The organism is Aeromonas sp. 600774, from assembly GCF_049175075.1.
GTDB lineage: Bacteria > Pseudomonadota > Gammaproteobacteria > Enterobacterales > Aeromonadaceae > Aeromonas > Aeromonas veronii_A.
In genome coordinates this window covers 88,170-104,598 of sequence record NZ_JAAKUJ010000014.1, presented here as the reverse complement: position 1 = coordinate 104,598, position 16,429 = coordinate 88,170, and the positions used below count along the sequence as shown (strand labels likewise).

Here is a 16,429-nt window from a genome sequence, read left to right as displayed (position 1 = left end):
ATGAGCGAAGTGCGTGTCCACCTGGCCAAGGAGATCGTTGCCGATCTCTGGCGGCACAAGCTGCAGATCCTGTTGTCAGTCGCCGTGCTGGTGACTGCGTTTGCCGTGATCCTGGTGACCAACATGACGCGCGGCCTGACTGCCAAACAGAACGACCTGATGGCCGAAGAGGATCGCCTCAATATCGAATGGCGTCACCTCCTGCTGGAGCAGGGCACCCTGGCGGAACACTCCCGGGTGGCCACTCTGGCGATGGACAAGTTACAAATGGGTCGCCCTCTGGTGACCACCGAGAAGGTAATTACCCTGCCATGAAACGCAAGGCTACAGCCAAAGCTGCCAAAGCGAACGTCAAAGCGCCCTCAATCTATCCGTGGCGCTTTCGCACGCTGGTCGTATTCATCGGCATTGCATTCGTTGGGCTGATCCTGCGCTTGGCCTGGATCCAGGTGATCAACCCTGACCGCCTGCGGCAGGAGGGGGACATGCGCTCCCTGCGTACCACCTCCACCCAGGCTGTGCGCGGTATGATCACCGATCGCAACGGTGAACAGCTGGCTGTTTCCGTTCCGGTCGAGGCGGTCTGGGCCGATCCCAAGACGGTGCACGAGTCTGGTGCGATTCACAACGAGCGCGCCTGGATGGCGCTCTCCGCTGTTCTCAAAATCGACATCAATACCCTCAAGCAGCGTATTGCTAACCCCAGCAAGCGCTTCGTCTATCTGCAGCGTCAGGTGACGCCCGCTGTCTCCGAATACATCAAGGGGCTCAAGCTGGGTGGTGTCTATCTGCGTCCCGAGTCACGCCGCTTCTACCCAACCGGCGAGATCAGCGCCCACCTGGTGGGGGTAACCAACATCGATGGCAACGGGATCGAGGGGATCGAGCGCAGCTACAACGAGTGGCTGACGGCGACGCCTGGCGAGATGCGGGTGCGCAAGGATCGGCAGGGTCGGGTCATCGAGCGTCTTGGCATCGTTAAAGAGGGCAAGAACGCCAACGATCTGCAGCTCAGCATCGATCAGCGGGTACAGGCTCTGGCCTATCGGGCGCTCAAACGCGCAACCGACGAGAACAAGGCAACGTCAGGCTCGATGGTGATGCTGGATATCAAGACCGGCGAAGTGCTCGCCATGGTCAATACCCCCTCCTATAACCCGAACAACCGCGGCCAGTATCAGAGTTTCCGGGTGCGCAACCGGGTGGTGACCGATACCTACGAGCCGGGCTCCACAGTCAAGCCGCTGATTTTGCTAAGTGCCTTGCAGGCGGGTGTCACCAGCTGGAAGGATTTCATTCCCGGTGGTCCGCTCTTTATCGGTGCCAAGCAGATCAAGGACGTCAGTATTCACAAGGCGACCAACCTTTACGATATCCTGCGCTACTCCTCCAACATTGGCATGTCGCGCATCGCGCTACGGATGCCGGCCCAAGAGATGATCAACACCCTCAGTATGTTCGGTTTCGGCATGGATACCGGCAGCGGACTGATGGGCGAGAGCGGTGGTATGTTGCCTCAGCGTCGGCGCTGGTCCGATATCGAGCGGGCGACCCTTTCATTTGGTTATGGTCTGCGGGTTACCCCGCTGCAACTGGCTTCCGCCTACGCCACCCTAGCCAACAAGGGCAAGCGAGTGCCCATCTCCATCGTCAAGGTGACCACGCCGCCCAAGGGTGAGCAGGTGATCGATCACAACAACGCCTCCGCCATGCTGCAGGCGCTGGAGTACGTAGTCGACAACGCCATTCCAAAAGCCAAGATCCCGGGTTATCGGGTCGGTGGCAAGAGTGGTACCGCCAAGGTCGCCGTTGCCGGAGGCTACGGCAAGGATTACATGGCCTGGTTTGCCGGTTTTGCCCCTGCCAGTAATCCCCGTTTCGTCATGGTAGTTGTGATTAACGAGCCAAAAGGCAGTGCCTACTATGGCGGTGCCGTGGCGACCCCACCGTTTGCAGAGGCCATGGGCGGGGTACTGCAACTCTTCAATATTCGTCCTGATGCGGTGCCCACAGCGGTGCCCGCCAAACTTGCCCGTACGGAGGCTCCTCTTGTCCCGCGCACTTGATGCATTACTGCGCCCCTTCGGTATCCAGGCGCCGGCGCTCACTCTGACCGATATTCAGCTTGACAGTCGGCGGGTCAGGCCCGGCACGCTTTTCGTGGCCATCCGTGGCCATCAAGTGGATGGTAGACGTTTCATCGAACAGGCGGTGGCTCAGGGAGCGACCGCTGTTGTGTTTGAGGAGGATGGTGAATTTGTTGCGCCAGCAACCTCGACTCCCTGTATCGGGATGCGGGATCTGCCCGCTCATCTCTCTGCGCTTGCCGGGTATTTCTACGACCAGCCAGCGAGAAAACTGGAGCTGGTCGGGATCACCGGTACCAACGGCAAGAGCACCACTGCATTGCTGGTCGCCAACTGGCGCACCCTGCTGGGTGGTAAGGCCGGGGTGATGGGCACCATCGGCAACGGCCTGTTTGGCCATCTGATCGAAGCGGAAAATACCACTGGCAGCGCCGTGCAGGTACAAGCCAATCTGGCTGCGCTGCAAGAGCAGGGGGCGGATCTGGTGGCGATGGAGGTCTCCAGCCATGGTCTGGTGCAGCACCGTGTCGCCGCGCTGCCCTTTTCCGCAGCTGTCTTTACCAACCTGAGCCGGGATCACCTCGACTACCACGGCACCATGGAAGCCTATGGCGCGGCCAAGGAGCAGCTGCTGCAACTGGTCGATGAGTCGAATGCGGTGATCAACCGGGATGATGCATTGGGTGCCAAGTGGCTCGAAAAATACCCGGCAGCGGTGGCTTTCAGTGTGAATGGCCCGATTGAACACCATTCCGGCCGTCAATTAACGGCGCAGCAGCTCGATTTTCACCAGCAAGGTTTTCGCGCGCAGATTAACTCCAGCTGGGGGAATGGTGTATTATCCGCCCCCTTGCTCGGCCGCTTCAACGTCAGCAATGTGCTGGCGGCGATGGGCGTGATGCTGGTGCTCGGCTATGACTTCCACGAGCTGTTGGCGACAGCACCTCAATTGCAGCCGGTGACCGGTCGCATGGAGTGTTTTGGCGGTGGAGTTACGCCGCTGGCGGTGGTCGATTATGCCCATACCCCGGATGCGCTGGAGAAGGCATTGCAGGCACTGCGTGTGCACTGTGCAGGTCAGCTCTGGTGCCTGATTGGCTGTGGTGGCGATCGGGATCGCGGCAAGCGTCCCATGATGGCAGCCATGGCTGAGCAGTATGCGGATCGCGTGATCCTGACTGACGACAATCCCCGTACCGAAGAGCCGGCCCGGATCATGGCCGACATGGTGGCGGGGCTTCGCGATCCTGCTGCGGTGCAGGTCGAGCACGATCGGGTCAAGGCGATCTCGCTTGCCATCGGTCAGGCGAACAAACAGGACATCATCCTGGTGGCCGGTAAAGGCCACGAGGATTATCAAATCATAGGAACCGACAAGCGGCACTACAGCGACCGGGAAACCGTCGCGGCCGCCTTGCACACATTATTGGAGTCATTCAAATGATGACCCTCAGGCTTGCCGAGCTGGCGCAGGTACTTGATGCCCGTCTGATTGGCGAAGATGGCGAGATCACCGCTGTCAGCACCGATACCCGTACTCTGGGTGCTGGTGCTCTGTTTGTTGCACTGCGCGGTGAGCGCTTCGATGCCCACGACTTTTGCGATCAGGCGCTGGTGGCAGGGGCCTCTGCCCTGCTGGTCGAGCGCGAACTGCCTCTGGCCATCCCCCAGCTGGTGGTGGCGGACAGCCTCAAAGGGCTGGGCCGGCTCGGCAAACTGGTGCGTGAGCGCATCAACCCGAAAGTGCTGGCTATCACCGGCAGCTGCGGCAAGACCACGGTGAAGGAGATGGCGACCGCCATCCTGCGTCATGAAGGAGAGGTGCTGGCCACCGCCGGCAACTTCAACAATGAGGTGGGCGTGCCGCTCACCCTGCTGCGCCTCGAGCCGCAACACCAGTTTGCAGTGATGGAGCTGGGCGCCAACCACAAGGGCGAGATCGCCTGGACCACCTCGCTGGCCAAACCCGATGCCGCCATCATCAACAACGTTGCAGCTGCCCATCTGGAGGGCTTCGGCTCGCTTGAGGGGATCTACCACGCCAAGAGCGAAATTTTTGAAGGCTTGAGCGCAGGCGGTACCGCCATCGTCAATGCCGACAACGAATTCTGGCCGAAGTGGCGTGAGCGTGGCATTCGCTGCGCCTTCTCCATCGAAGATCAGAGCCAGCCGTTCCACGCGCGCAACCTTGTGCTCAACGAACAAGGCTGCGCCGAGTTCGTGATGGTGACCCCGCAGGGTGAGCTGAGCCTGACTCTGGCGATCCCGGGTCGCCACAACGTGGCCAATGCGCTGGCTGCCGCCGCGGGCTGTCTGGCCCTCGGCGCATCCCTCGACTCCGTCAAGGCGGGGCTGGAACAGATGGCGCCGGTCAAGGGGCGCTTCTGCGTCCAGCGCTGGGGCGGTCTGAATCTGGTGGATGATACCTACAATGCCAGCGTGGAGTCGGTGCTGGCGGGCATCGATGCCCTGACCGCCATGAGTGGCTTCAAGGTGCTGGTGTTTGGCGACATGCGGGAACTGGGTGAGGAGTCTGCCGAGCAACATGCCCGGGTTGGCCGTCATGCCCGCGAGTGCGGCCTGGATGCCGTGCTGACAGTGGGGGAACATAGTCGTCATACCGCAGATGCCGCGGTTGGCCGACATTTCGATAACAAGGCGTCGTTGTTTGAAGTGCTTGCTCATATGATTGATACACATCGGGAAATTTCAATTCTGGTCAAGGGCGCCCGTGGCTCCCGCATGGAAGATATCGTCGAGATGGTCAAAGACCGTCAGGAGTCAGCCACATGCTAGTCTGGCTGGCCGAACTGCTCACCCCGCACTTCACCTTCTTCAACGTCTTCTCCTACCTGACGTTTCGCGCCATCCTGTCGATCATCACCGGACTGGGGGTTGCCCTCTGGATGGGGCCACGCCTGATCCGTCGCCTGCAGATCCTGAAATTCGGTCAGGTGATTCGCAACGATGGTCCCGAGTCCCACCTCAGCAAGCGGGGCACCCCGACCATGGGTGGCCTGATGATCATTGCTGCGATTTTCACGTCTGTGCTGCTCTGGTGCCGCCTCGACAACCCCTATGTCTGGCTGGTGCTGTTTGTGCTGGGAGCCTATGGTGCCATCGGCTTTGCCGACGACTACCTCAAGGTGGTGCGCAAGAATACCGACGGCCTGATCGCCCGCTGGAAGTACTTCTGGCAGTCTGCGGTTGCGCTTGGAGTGGCAGTCTTCCTCTACGCCACGGCCACTCATGATGGCCAGACCCAGCTGGTGGTGCCCTTCCTCAAGGATGTGATGCCGCAGCTTGGTCTGATGTTTATCCTGCTCACCTATTTTGTCATCGTTGGCACCTCCAATGCGGTCAACCTGACCGATGGTCTGGATGGTCTGGCCATCATGCCGACCGTGATGGTGGCGGGGGGCTTCGCCCTGATCGCCTGGGCCACCGGTAACGTCAATTTTGCCAGCTACTTGCATATCCCCTATGTGCCCTATACCTCCGAGCTGGTGATCGTCTGTACTGCCATCGTCGGGGCAGGTCTGGGCTTTCTCTGGTTCAACACCTATCCGGCACAGGTCTTCATGGGGGACGTTGGTTCCCTGGCACTGGGCGGCGCGCTTGGCACTATCGCCGTTCTGGTACGCCAGGAGTTCCTGCTGGTGATCATGGGCGGTGTCTTTGTGATGGAGACCGTCTCGGTGATTCTGCAGGTGGGGTCTTACAAGCTGCGCGGCGTGCGGATCTTCCGCATGGCGCCGATCCATCACCACTACGAGAAGAAGGGCTGGCCGGAGCCGCGCGTTATCGTGCGTTTCTGGATTATCACCCTCGTGCTGGTACTGCTGGGTCTTGCCACCCTGAAGGTGAGGTAAGGCTATGGTCATCGTTATCGGACTCGGCAAAACCGGACTCTCCTGCGTCGACTACTTCCTCGGCCGTGGTGTCACCCCGCTGGTGATGGACACTCGCGCCAACCCGCCCGGCAAGGATCAACTGCCTGCCGAGGTGGAACTCATTCACGGGCTGGATGGTGAGCGACTCAAACAGGCGCACATGATTGTAGCGAGTCCGGGCATTGCCCTGGCTACCCCTGAATTGAAAGCGGCTGCCGAGTGTGGTGTACAGATAGTCGGCGATATAGAGTTGTTCGTTCGCGAGACTGAGACACCGGTCATCGCCATCACAGGTTCCAATGGCAAGAGCACAGTCACTACTCTGGTGGGTGAGATGATTGCCGAAGCCGGGCTCAAGGTGGGCGTGGGCGGCAATATCGGCACGCCTGCGCTGGAGCTGCTCAAGCAGCCGATGGATCTCTGCGTACTGGAGCTCTCCAGCTTCCAGCTGGAGACCACTCACAGCCTGTGTGCTGCCGCCTCTGTGGTGCTGAACCTCTCTGAAGATCACATGGATCGCTATCAGGGTATGGCCGACTACCGTGCCGCCAAGATGGAGATCCATCAGCACTCCAAACACATTCTGGTCAATCGCGACGATCCCCAGACTTTGCCCGATGTGGGTCAGGTGTGGCAGAGCTTTGGTCTTGACTGCAATGGCTATGGCCGCTGCCTGCTGGATGGCCGCTACTGGTTGACCCTGCACGGCGAGCCGCTGCTGGCGGTGGACGAGATGAAGATCGTCGGCGCACACAATCAGGCCAACGCGCTGGCCGCCATGGCGCTGTGCGATGCGGTCGGCATTCCCCGCGCTGCCCAGCTCACCGTGCTGCGCCGCTTTGAAGGCTTGCCCCACCGTGCCCGTTTCGTGCGCGAAGTGAACGGGGTGCGCTGGATCAACGACTCCAAAGCCACCAACGTGGGAGCTACGCTAGCTGCCGTTGCCGGTGTCCGTGAATCGGTCAAGGGGCGCCTGTTGCTGCTGGCCGGTGGTCAGGGCAAGGGGCAGGACTTTGGCCCGATCCAGGCGCTGCTGGGCAACCAGATCGATCACATGTACTGCTTCGGTCAGGATGCCGAGGTGCTGCTGGCGCTGGGCGAGCAGACCGAACGGGTGGCCGACCTGGCCGCTGCGGTTGCCAAAGCGGCGGCCGATGCCAAGCCCGGTGACTGGGTGCTGCTGGCGCCAGCCTGTGCCAGCCTGGATCAGTTCAAGTCGTTCGAGGTGCGTGGCGATCGCTTTACCGAGATGGTGATGGCGCTATGAATGCCCTTCGCGCAGCCGCAGGTCTGTTCCAGCGCTGGCTATTGCCGGCGCGCCCTGCCGGCCTCTATGACCGGCAGTTGGTGTTGCTGGCGCTCTCCCTGATGGCGGTCGGGGTGGTGATCGTGGCATCAGCTTCGATCCCGGAGGGGATCTCCCTGGGGGATGATCCCTTCATGTTTGTGAAGCGTCACGCAATGTTTCTGGTGATGGCGCTCGGTATCTCCTGGTTTGTGTTGCAGGTGCCGATGGCGCGCTGGCAGGAGTACAACGGACCCATGCTGTTGCTGGCCATTCTGCTGCTGGTGCTGGTGCTGGTGGTCGGGCGCAATGTCAACGGTGCGGTGCGTTGGCTGCCACTGGGCCCCTTCAACCTGCAGCCGGCCGAGTTTGGCAAGCTGGCGCTATTCGTCTATCTGGCCGGTTATCTGGTGCGGCGTCAGAACGAGGTGCGTGAAGCCTGGCTTGGCTTCCTGAAACCCCTGGCGGTATTCGGGGTGCTGGCGATCTTGCTGCTGTTGCAACCGGATCTGGGGTCGACCGTGGTGATGTTCGTCACCTCGTTCGGCATGCTGTTTCTGGCTGGCGCCAAACTGTGGCAGTTCATGATCCTCATCGGTGGCGGTCTTGGCGGGGTGATCATGCTGATCATCGTCGAGCCCTACCGGATGCGTCGGGTGACCTCTTTTATGGATCCCTGGGCCGATCCGTTTGGCAGTGGCTACCAGTTGACCCAATCGCTGATGGCGTTTGGCCGTGGCAGCTGGTTTGGCGAGGGGCTCGGCAACTCCATCCAGAAGATGGAGTACCTGCCGGAAGCGCATACCGACTTTGTGTTTGCGATCCTCGGCGAAGAGCTGGGTTACGTTGGGGTACTGGGCGCCCTGTGTCTCATCTTTGCGTTGGCGATCAAGGCGTTGAAGCTGGGGCATCGCGCCCTGCAAGCCGACCGCCTTTATGATGGCTATCTGGCTATCGGTATCGGCATCTGGTTCAGTTTCCAGACTTTCGTCAACGTCGGCGCGGCCAGCGGCATGATGCCGACCAAGGGCTTGACCCTGCCGCTGGTCAGTTACGGTGGCTCGAGTCTCATCATCATGACAGTGGCGGTGAGCATGTTGATTCGAATCGATTTTGAGTTGCGTCAGGCGACTGCCCAGGCGCGGGTGCGGGAGGTTTAGTGAGCAAGACGCTGTTGGTGATGGCAGGTGGTACCGGGGGGCATGTCTTTCCCGGTCTGGCCGTGGCTGATCGACTGAGGGAGCAGGGCTGGACTGTCCACTGGCTGGGGACGGCGGACCGGATGGAGGCGGAGCTGGTGCCCGCCCATGGTTATCCCATCTCCTTTATCGATATTCAGGGGGTGCGTGGCAACGGCATCAAGCGACTGCTGATGGCGCCCTATCGTATCGTCAAATCCATCTTGCAGGCGCGTCAGGTGCTCAAGACCGTTCGCCCTGATGTGGTGCTCGGTATGGGGGGCTTTGCCTCCGGTCCAGGGGGCGTGGCTGCCTGGTTCTCTGGTATCCCGTTGCTGCTCCATGAGCAGAATGCTGCTGCAGGCATGACTAACAAGCTGCTGGCGCGTATTGCCAAGCGGGTGCTGATGGCATTTCCGGGCGCCTTCGCGCCGAGCCGCCGCACCGCTGTGGTCGGCAATCCGGTGCGTCCCGAAGTGGTTGCCCTGCCGGATCCGCAGCTGCGCAGCGAAGCCGAGCCGCTGCATCTGCTGATCGTTGGTGGTAGCCTGGGTGCCCGCGTGCTCAACCAGCAGGTACCCGCTGCAGTTGCTGCGGCTGGTGTGCCTATCGAGGTGCGTCACCAGTGTGGCAAGGGCAATGCCGAGACAGTATCTGCTGCCTATGCCCAGCACGGTATCAATGCCGAGGTGAGTGAATTTATCAAGGATATGGCTGGCGCCTACGCCTGGGCAGATCTGGTGGTCTGCCGGGCGGGAGCACTGACGGTATCCGAGGTGGCCGCCGCCGGGGTAGCAGCCATTTTCGTGCCGCTCCCCCATGCGGTGGATGATCACCAGACCCGTAACGCCTTGACCCTGGTCGACGGCGGTGCGGCCGAGTTCCTGCCCCAGTCCGAGCTGAACACAACCTCACTCGCGGCACGCCTGACCTGGCTGGCTGGTCGCCGGGAGACCCTGTTTAACATGGCGAAAGCGGCTCGTCGCGTTGCCATCACAGATGCGGCCGAGCGGGTTGCAGATGAGTGCAAACAGCTCGCCAGTGGGCAGAGTGGTAAAGATTGATGAGCAAGGTTGCAGCGGTGACACCGTGCAGCCTTGTACCTGTATGTATTGATGCCGCCGTGCAGCCGCGCTTTGACGGCACATTGCCTGCGGCAGACTAAAGAGACGATTATGACCAAGGTTGAACTGGCAAAACTGCGTACTGTGATCCCCGAAATGCGCCGCGTGCGTCGCATCCACTTTATCGGCATCGGTGGTGCTGGTATGGGCGGAATCGCCGAAGTGCTTGCCAACGAAGGGTATCAGGTGACAGGTTCTGACTTGGGTCGCAATGCAGTGACCGAACGGTTGGCAGGACTGGGCGCCCACATTTTTGTCGGTCATAGTGCCGTGCACGTCGAGGGCGCCAGCGTGGTGGTGGTCTCCACCGCCATCAAACAGGACAACCCGGAGCTGCTGGCTGCCCGCGAGCTACGTATCCCGGTGGTGCGTCGCGCCGAGATGTTGGCTGAGTTGATGCGTTTCCGTCACGGCATCGCCATTGCCGGCACCCACGGCAAGACCACCACCACCAGTCTGGTGGCGAGCATCTATGCCGAAGCCGACCGCGATCCGACCTTCGTTATCGGTGGCTTGCTCAACAGTGCCGGCACCAATGCCCGTCTGGGCAGCAGCCGCTATCTGATTGCCGAAGCAGACGAAAGTGACGCCTCCTTCCTGCATCTGCAACCGATGGTCTCTATCGTGACCAATATCGAAGCGGATCACATGGACACCTACGGCGGTGATTTCTCCAAGCTGAAGGCCACATTCATCGAGTTTCTGCACAACCTGCCTTTCTACGGGCTGGCGGTAGTCTGCATCGATGATCCGGTGATCCGTGGTATGTTGCCGGAGATTGCTCGTCCGACCTTGACTTATGGTCTCTCTGACGACGCTGATGTGCAGGTATTGGATTTTGTCCAGACCACCAACCACAGCAGCTTCCGGGTGCGTCGCAAAGAGGCGGGCGAACTGCAGGTTACCCTCAACTTGCCGGGGATCCACAATGCCTTGAACGCTGCCGCGGCGATAGCTGTCGCGACTGAAGACGGGGTTAGCGACGAGGCCATCATCCGTGCGCTGGCCAAGTTTGAAGGGGTTGGCCGTCGCTTCCAGCAGTATGGCGAGTTCGAAACCGGGCGCGGCAAGGTCATGCTGGTGGATGATTACGGTCACCACCCGAGCGAAGTGAAGGTCACCATCAACGCTGCTCGTGCCGGTTGGCCCGAGAAGCGTCTGGTAATGGTGTTCCAGCCGCACCGTTATACCCGCACCCGAGACCTCTACGAGGACTTCGCAGATGTGCTCTCCAAGGTAGATGTACTGGTGATGCTGGAGGTTTATGCTGCCGGTGAGGATCCGATCCCGGGGGCTGATGGACGGGCTCTGTGCCGCTCCATTCGCTCGCGTGGCAACCTGGAACCCATCTTCGTCGCCACGCCAGATGACGTACCTGTCGTGCTGGCCGACTTGATTGGTGAGGGGGATTTGGTGCTGACTCAGGGGGCGGGGAACGTTGGGGCACTTGCCCGTCGTCTCGGCGAAATGAAATTGCGCATAGATAGCATGAAATCTGGTGCCTGAGGGCCCAATGAGTATTTTGACCGCCAAGCCGGGGCCTATATAATGGCGAACCGGTCTGTCAAAAGGCCGGTTTAGCGCGTTACACGGGGATCGAGCGGGTGGAGGCAAGGGCACAGGGGCGCACCAAGGGCGGCTTCATCGTAGGCGTGATGTTTTTCCTGCTGGTGATATGGGGCTGCTACCGGACTGCGCTGGATGTTAAAGGTTGGCTGACAGATGCCAACCGGTTGCCCATGAGCGAGCTGTTGCTGCAGGGGCAACACCAGTATCTGGAAACCGAAGAGCTGCGACTGGCCGTGCTGGATGGTGCCGAGTCACGCAACTTCTTCGAGTTGGATGTCAACGAATTGCAGGCACGGCTTAATGCCTTGCCATGGGTAGCCTCGGTATCGGTACGCAAGAAGTGGCCGAACAAGATCAAGGTTTACCTGACGGAACAGGATGTGGCGGCGCGCTGGAATGGCAACCGCTTCGTCAACACCAAGGGCAAGGTGTTCAGTGCGCCGGATCGGGTCAAGACATCGCTGTTGCAGTTGTCTGGGCCGGATGACCAGGCCGCCATGGTGTTGAAAGAGAGTCGGCAGTACGAAGCGCAGCTGGCGGCCAAGGGATACAAGTTGTTGGGGGTGAATCTGACCCCCCGCCATGCCTGGGAACTGACCCTGGATGGCAATATCAAGCTGTTTCTGGGGCGTAACGACATAGCGCTCAGGTTGCAGCGGTTTATCGATGCCTTCCCGGTTATCGAACCCCGTTCGCAGGTTGCGTATGTGGATCTTCGATACGATACCGGTGTGGCAGTTGGCTGGAAGAAGAGCGAAGAGAAAGTGCATGACCAACACCGCAGATAGGAATTTGATTGTCGGACTGGATATCGGCACAACCAAGGTGGCGGTTCTGGTCGGGGAAGTATTGCCGGACGGTGAACTGAACGTCATCGGTATGGGCAGTCACGCCTCCCGCGGGATGGAGAAGGGAGGGGTCAACGACCTCGATTCCGTGGTCAAGTCACTGCGCCGTGCGGTGGAAGAGGCCGAGATGATGGCGGATTGCCAGATCAGCTCGGTTTATCTGGGGTTGTCCGGCAAGCATATCGACTGCCGCAACGAGACCGGCATGGTGCCCATCTCCGATGAGGAGGTGACCCAGGAGGATGTGGACAACGTGATCCACACCGCCAAGTCGGTTCGCCTCTCCGACGAGCTGCGTGTGCTGCACGTGCTGCCCCAGGAGTTTGCCATCGACTATCAGGAAGGGATCAAGAATCCGGTCGGCCTCTCCGGCGTGCGGATGGCGGCCAAGGTGCATCTCATCACCTGCCATAACGACATGGCTCGCAACATCGAGAAGTGTGTCGAGAAGGTAGGGCTGCGGGTCGATCAACTGATCTTCTCCGCGCTGGCATCCAGCTACGCAGTGTTGACTGAAGACGAGAAAGAGCTGGGGGTCTGCGTGGTGGACATCGGTGGCGGCACTATGGACATGTCGCTGTTTACCGGCGGCGCACTGCGCCACACCAAGGTGATCCCGTACGCTGGCAGCACTGTAACCAGCGACATCGCCTACGCCTTCGGTACGCCGCCGCTCGACGCAGAAGCGATCAAGGTGCGCTACGGCTGTGCCCTCGGTCGTCTGGTCAGCAAGGAAGACAATATTGAAGTGCCCAGTGTCGGCGGCCGTCCGGCGCGCAGCCTGCAGCGGCAGACACTGGCTGAAGTGATTGAGCCCCGTTACACCGAGTTGCTCTCCATGGTGAATGATGAGCTGGTGCGGGTACAAAGCGAGTTGAAAGCGCAGGGTGTCAAGCATCAGCTGGCAGCCGGTGTGGTCTTGACCGGCGGCGCTGCCCAGATTGAAGGCATTGTGGAGTGTGCAGAGCAGATCTTCCAGTGTCAGGTCAGGGTAGGGGAGCCCATGAATATTCGTGGTCTGAGTGATTACGTGCAGGCACCGGTGTACTCGACCGCAGTCGGGTTGCTGCAGTATGGCCGTACCCATCAGGCAACAGGTAGCAACAAAGAATATGCCGCCAAGGCAAGCGTCGGTGGCCTGGTCAAACGGGTCAGCAACTGGCTGCGTGGCGAGTTCTAAGAATTTTGCTGAGTCAGGCAAATAAAGCGGAGAGACAACATGTTTGAATTTATGGATAGCCACACTGACGAAGCCGTCATTAAAGTGATCGGTGTAGGTGGCGGCGGCGGCAACGCTGTCGAACACATGGTTCGTCAAAACATCGAAGGTGTCGAGTTCATCACCGTCAACACCGACGCCCAGGCACTGCGTAACTCCAGTGCCAACACCACCCTGCAGATCGGTAGTGGTATTACCAAGGGTCTGGGGGCGGGTGCCAATCCCGAAGTGGGTCGTGATGCGGCCATGGAAGATCGCGAAGCACTGCGTGAGCTGCTGACCGGTTCCGACATGGTGTTTATCGCCGCTGGTATGGGGGGTGGTACCGGTACCGGTGCTGCGCCGATCGTGGCCGAAGTGGCGCGCGAGATGGGCATCCTGACCGTTGCTGTAGTGACCAAGCCGTTCTCCTTCGAAGGGAAGAAGCGGATGGGCTTCGCCGCGCACGGTATCGAAGAGCTCTCCAAAAATGTTGACTCCCTGATCACCATCCCCAACGACAAGTTGCTGAAGGTGCTGGGTCGCGGTATCTCCCTGCTGGACGCCTTCAAGGCTGCCAACGATGTACTGCTTGGTGCGGTACAGGGCATTGCCGAGCTGATCACCCGTCCGGGCTTGATCAACGTCGACTTCGCGGACGTACGTACCGTGATGCGCGAAATGGGTACCGCCATGATGGGTACCGGTTCTGCCTCCGGTGATGACCGTGCCGAAGAAGCGGCCGAGAAAGCCATCTCCAGCCCGCTGCTGGAAGATGTGGATCTGGCCGGTGCCCGCGGCATCCTGGTCAACATCACTGCTGGCATGGACATGACCATTGAAGAGTTCGAAACCGTGGGTAACGCGGTCAAGGCCTTCGCTTCCGAGAACGCCACTGTGGTAGTGGGTACCGTAATCGATCCGGAAATGCACGACGAACTGCGTGTGACCGTGGTTGCGACCGGTATCGGTGCCGAGCGCAAGCCGGACATCACGCTAGTCAAGAGCAGCCAGGTGCAAGAGCGCCCGGTGCGTCAGCCGCTGGTCAGTGACATGATGCAAGGCCGCGTGATGGACGAAGCGCCGGCCAAGGTGGTCAACGCCGAGCCGCAAGCCCGTCGTGAACCGGATTATCTGGATATTCCGGCGTTCCTGCGCAAGCAGGCAGACTAAGCCTCTGATGAGGCTTGTTTGTCTGTTGCTTAAGGAATGTGCTAAGATGGCCTGCCAACGACCATCTGGTCAGGATTTTAAGCTGTTTAGGGTACACCCATGATTAGACAAAGAACCTTGAAAACGAGTGTACAGGCGACTGGTGTCGGCCTGCATTCGGGCCGGAAAGTCACCATGACATTCCGTCCGGCACCTGTGAACACAGGGATCGTTTACTTGCGTACCGATCTGAATCCTGTGGTGGAGCTGCCAGCCAATGCCGATCAGGTGCGCGATACCGTGCTCTGTACCGCTCTGGTCAACGAAGCCGGTGTCCGGGTCTCTACCATTGAGCACCTCTCCGCCGCGCTGGCTGGGATGGGGATCGACAACCTCTATGTCGAGGTTGACGCGCCCGAGATCCCGGTGATGGATGGCAGTGCGCATCCCTTTATCTACCTGCTGCAGGAAGTCGGGATCCGTGAGCAAAATGCGGCCAAGCAGTTTGTGCGGATCAAGAAGAGCATCCGGGTTGAAGACGGCGACAAGTGGGCGGAATTCCACCCCTATCGCAACGGCTTCAAAATGGATCTCGAGATCGACTTCCAGCATCCGGTCTTTGAAGGGCGCAATCAGCGTTGCGTACTGGACTTCTCCGGTGCTTCCTTCGTGAAAGAGATCAGCCGTGCCCGTACCTTCGGGTTCATGCGTGATATCGAGTACCTGCGTTCCCAGAACCTGGCGCTGGGCGGAAGCCTGGAAAACGCCGTGGTACTGGATGACTATCGGGTGCTGAACGAAGACGGTTTGCGTTATGAGGACGAGTTCGTCAAGCACAAGATGCTGGACGCGATCGGTGACCTCTATATGTGTAACCGCAGCATCATCGGTGAGTTCCGTGCCTACAAGACCGGACATGCCCTGAACAACAAACTGCTGCGTGCCTTGCTGGCCGAGCAGGAGGCTTGGGAACTGGTGACCTTCGAGGGTGAGGGCGACAAAGCGCCTATCGCTTACTACGATAACGGTCTGGTTCTGGCCTGATAGCTATGCAACGGAACGTCGGTCCTCTCTCCGCACCGACGTTCCGTCATTTGTTTACTCCATCCTTTAATACCGATTATCTCCCGGTTTTATTTCCCGTGCAGGCTCTTGGCCGCACCTGACCGAGCAGACTGATTTCTATGAGCATTACCCTGATCCTCCACGGCAAGCAGCGACGCAAGTTGCACCTGCCCAAACAACGTCTGGCCTGGGTCGGCGGTATTCTCCTCTCCCTGTTGGCACTTGGTGGTGGTTGGCTTTGGCAGAGTTGGCACCAGAAAATGGAGGCGCTGGAAGTAGCGCTTGCCGTTGCCGAGCAACAGTCCGTCGACCAGAGTGGCGACGAAGCCCGTGAACAGTTGGCAATGTTGGCTGCTCAGGTGGGCACCATGCAAGGCCAGCTTGGCCGTCTCAATGCCCTCGGTGAACGATTGACCGAGCAGGCCGATCTCGACCCCGACGAGTTCAATTTCAAAGAGCTGCCTCCCATGGGCGGACCTTCTTATGATGAAGATCTGGAAGTGAGCCTCAACGAGCTGCAAGCCTCGATGAAACACCTCAGCCAGCAGCTCAGCAGCCGTGAAGAGCAGCTGTCGGTACTTGAATCTTTCATCATGAATCACCATATCACCGATGCCGGTTTTATTTCCGGCACGCCAGTCAAACAAGAGCGAGTTTGGGTCTCGTCCGGGTTTGGTGGACGGGTCGATCCGTTCAACGGGCGTGCCAAGATGCACAAAGGGGTCGATTTCCGTGGCAAACCCGGAACCCCGATTCTGGCCACCGGGCCTGGCATTGTCAGCTGGGCGGGCCGTCATCCGGAATTTGGCAATATGGTGGAGATTAATCACGGCAATGGCCTTGTCACCCGCTATGCCCACAACTCCAGGTTGCTGGTCGAGGTGGGCACAATGGTTGATCAGGGTCAGAAGATTGCCTTGATGGGACGTACCGGTCGTGCGACCGGTGTCCATTTGCATTACGAAGTGTTGAAAGACGGTCGTCAGGTCAACCCCGCACGCTTTCTCAGTGCCAGCCGGGGTTAGGTTTT

14 protein-coding genes are annotated in these 16,429 nt (G+C 59.7%); all 14 read left to right on the top strand.

Annotated elements, in window-relative coordinates; translation table 11 throughout:
• The 14 genes from ftsL (at position 1) to G5171_RS15950 (ending at position 16,424) form a co-directional block, all read left to right on the top strand.
• On the top strand, positions 1 to 315 hold the full coding sequence (gene ftsL / locus G5171_RS16015) for a cell division protein FtsL (RefSeq protein ID WP_005341708.1): 315 nt from the start codon (positions 1 to 3) through the stop codon (positions 313 to 315).
• A complete protein-coding gene (locus G5171_RS16010; protein WP_005341706.1) occupies positions 312 to 2,066 on the top strand; it encodes a peptidoglycan glycosyltransferase FtsI in 1,755 nt (584 codons plus the stop codon). The genes ftsL and G5171_RS16010 overlap by 4 nt, the downstream gene beginning before the upstream one ends.
• Positions 1,999 to 3,531, top strand: coding sequence for a UDP-N-acetylmuramoyl-L-alanyl-D-glutamate--2,6-diaminopimelate ligase (gene murE / locus G5171_RS16005; protein ID WP_421260422.1), 1,533 nt, complete (start codon positions 1,999 to 2,001; stop codon positions 3,529 to 3,531). Before G5171_RS16010 ends, murE begins: the two co-directional genes overlap by 68 nt.
• A complete protein-coding gene (locus G5171_RS16000; protein WP_421251079.1) occupies positions 3,528 to 4,883 on the top strand; it encodes a UDP-N-acetylmuramoyl-tripeptide--D-alanyl-D-alanine ligase in 1,356 nt (451 codons plus the stop codon). The genes murE and G5171_RS16000 overlap by 4 nt, the downstream gene beginning before the upstream one ends.
• On the top strand, positions 4,877 to 5,959 hold the full coding sequence (gene mraY / locus G5171_RS15995; RefSeq protein ID WP_421251078.1) for a phospho-N-acetylmuramoyl-pentapeptide-transferase: 1,083 nt from the start codon (positions 4,877 to 4,879) through the stop codon (positions 5,957 to 5,959). Before G5171_RS16000 ends, mraY begins: the two co-directional genes overlap by 7 nt.
• A gap of 4 nt (positions 5,960 to 5,963) precedes the next feature.
• Entirely contained in the window at positions 5,964 to 7,247 is a 1,284-nt protein-coding gene (gene murD / locus G5171_RS15990; protein ID WP_421251077.1) for a UDP-N-acetylmuramoyl-L-alanine--D-glutamate ligase, read from the top strand.
• Positions 7,244 to 8,425, top strand: coding sequence for a cell division protein FtsW (ftsW, locus tag G5171_RS15985; protein ID WP_005341699.1), 1,182 nt, complete (start codon positions 7,244 to 7,246; stop codon positions 8,423 to 8,425). Before murD ends, ftsW begins: the two co-directional genes overlap by 4 nt.
• On the top strand, positions 8,425 to 9,507 hold the full coding sequence (gene murG / locus G5171_RS15980; protein ID WP_421244520.1) for an undecaprenyldiphospho-muramoylpentapeptide beta-N-acetylglucosaminyltransferase: 1,083 nt from the start codon (positions 8,425 to 8,427) through the stop codon (positions 9,505 to 9,507). The genes ftsW and murG overlap by 1 nt, the downstream gene beginning before the upstream one ends.
• 111 nt (positions 9,508 to 9,618) lie before the next feature.
• Positions 9,619 to 11,073, top strand: coding sequence for a UDP-N-acetylmuramate--L-alanine ligase (gene murC, locus G5171_RS15975; protein WP_421251076.1), 1,455 nt, complete (start codon positions 9,619 to 9,621; stop codon positions 11,071 to 11,073).
• A gap of 98 nt (positions 11,074 to 11,171) precedes the next feature.
• Positions 11,172 to 11,924 carry a cell division protein FtsQ/DivIB gene (locus G5171_RS15970; RefSeq protein WP_005341696.1) on the top strand — a complete coding sequence of 251 codons (753 nt, stop codon included), beginning with the start codon at positions 11,172 to 11,174 and terminating at the stop codon, positions 11,922 to 11,924.
• Positions 11,905 to 13,164, top strand: coding sequence for a cell division protein FtsA (ftsA, locus tag G5171_RS15965; RefSeq protein ID WP_005341694.1), 1,260 nt, complete (start codon positions 11,905 to 11,907; stop codon positions 13,162 to 13,164). Before G5171_RS15970 ends, ftsA begins: the two co-directional genes overlap by 20 nt.
• Positions 13,165 to 13,203: 39 nt before the next feature.
• Positions 13,204 to 14,355, top strand: coding sequence for a cell division protein FtsZ (gene ftsZ, locus G5171_RS15960; RefSeq protein WP_005341691.1), 1,152 nt, complete (start codon positions 13,204 to 13,206; stop codon positions 14,353 to 14,355).
• Positions 14,356 to 14,454: 99 nt separating this feature from the next.
• Positions 14,455 to 15,378: a UDP-3-O-acyl-N-acetylglucosamine deacetylase gene (lpxC, locus tag G5171_RS15955; protein ID WP_005336146.1), complete on the top strand. Its 924-nt coding sequence runs from the start codon at positions 14,455 to 14,457 to the stop codon at positions 15,376 to 15,378.
• A 236-nt stretch (positions 15,379 to 15,614) separates the two neighbouring features.
• A complete protein-coding gene (locus G5171_RS15950; RefSeq protein ID WP_367949402.1) occupies positions 15,615 to 16,424 on the top strand; it encodes a peptidoglycan DD-metalloendopeptidase family protein in 810 nt (269 codons plus the stop codon).
• Positions 16,425 to 16,429 lie beyond the last annotated feature (5 nt).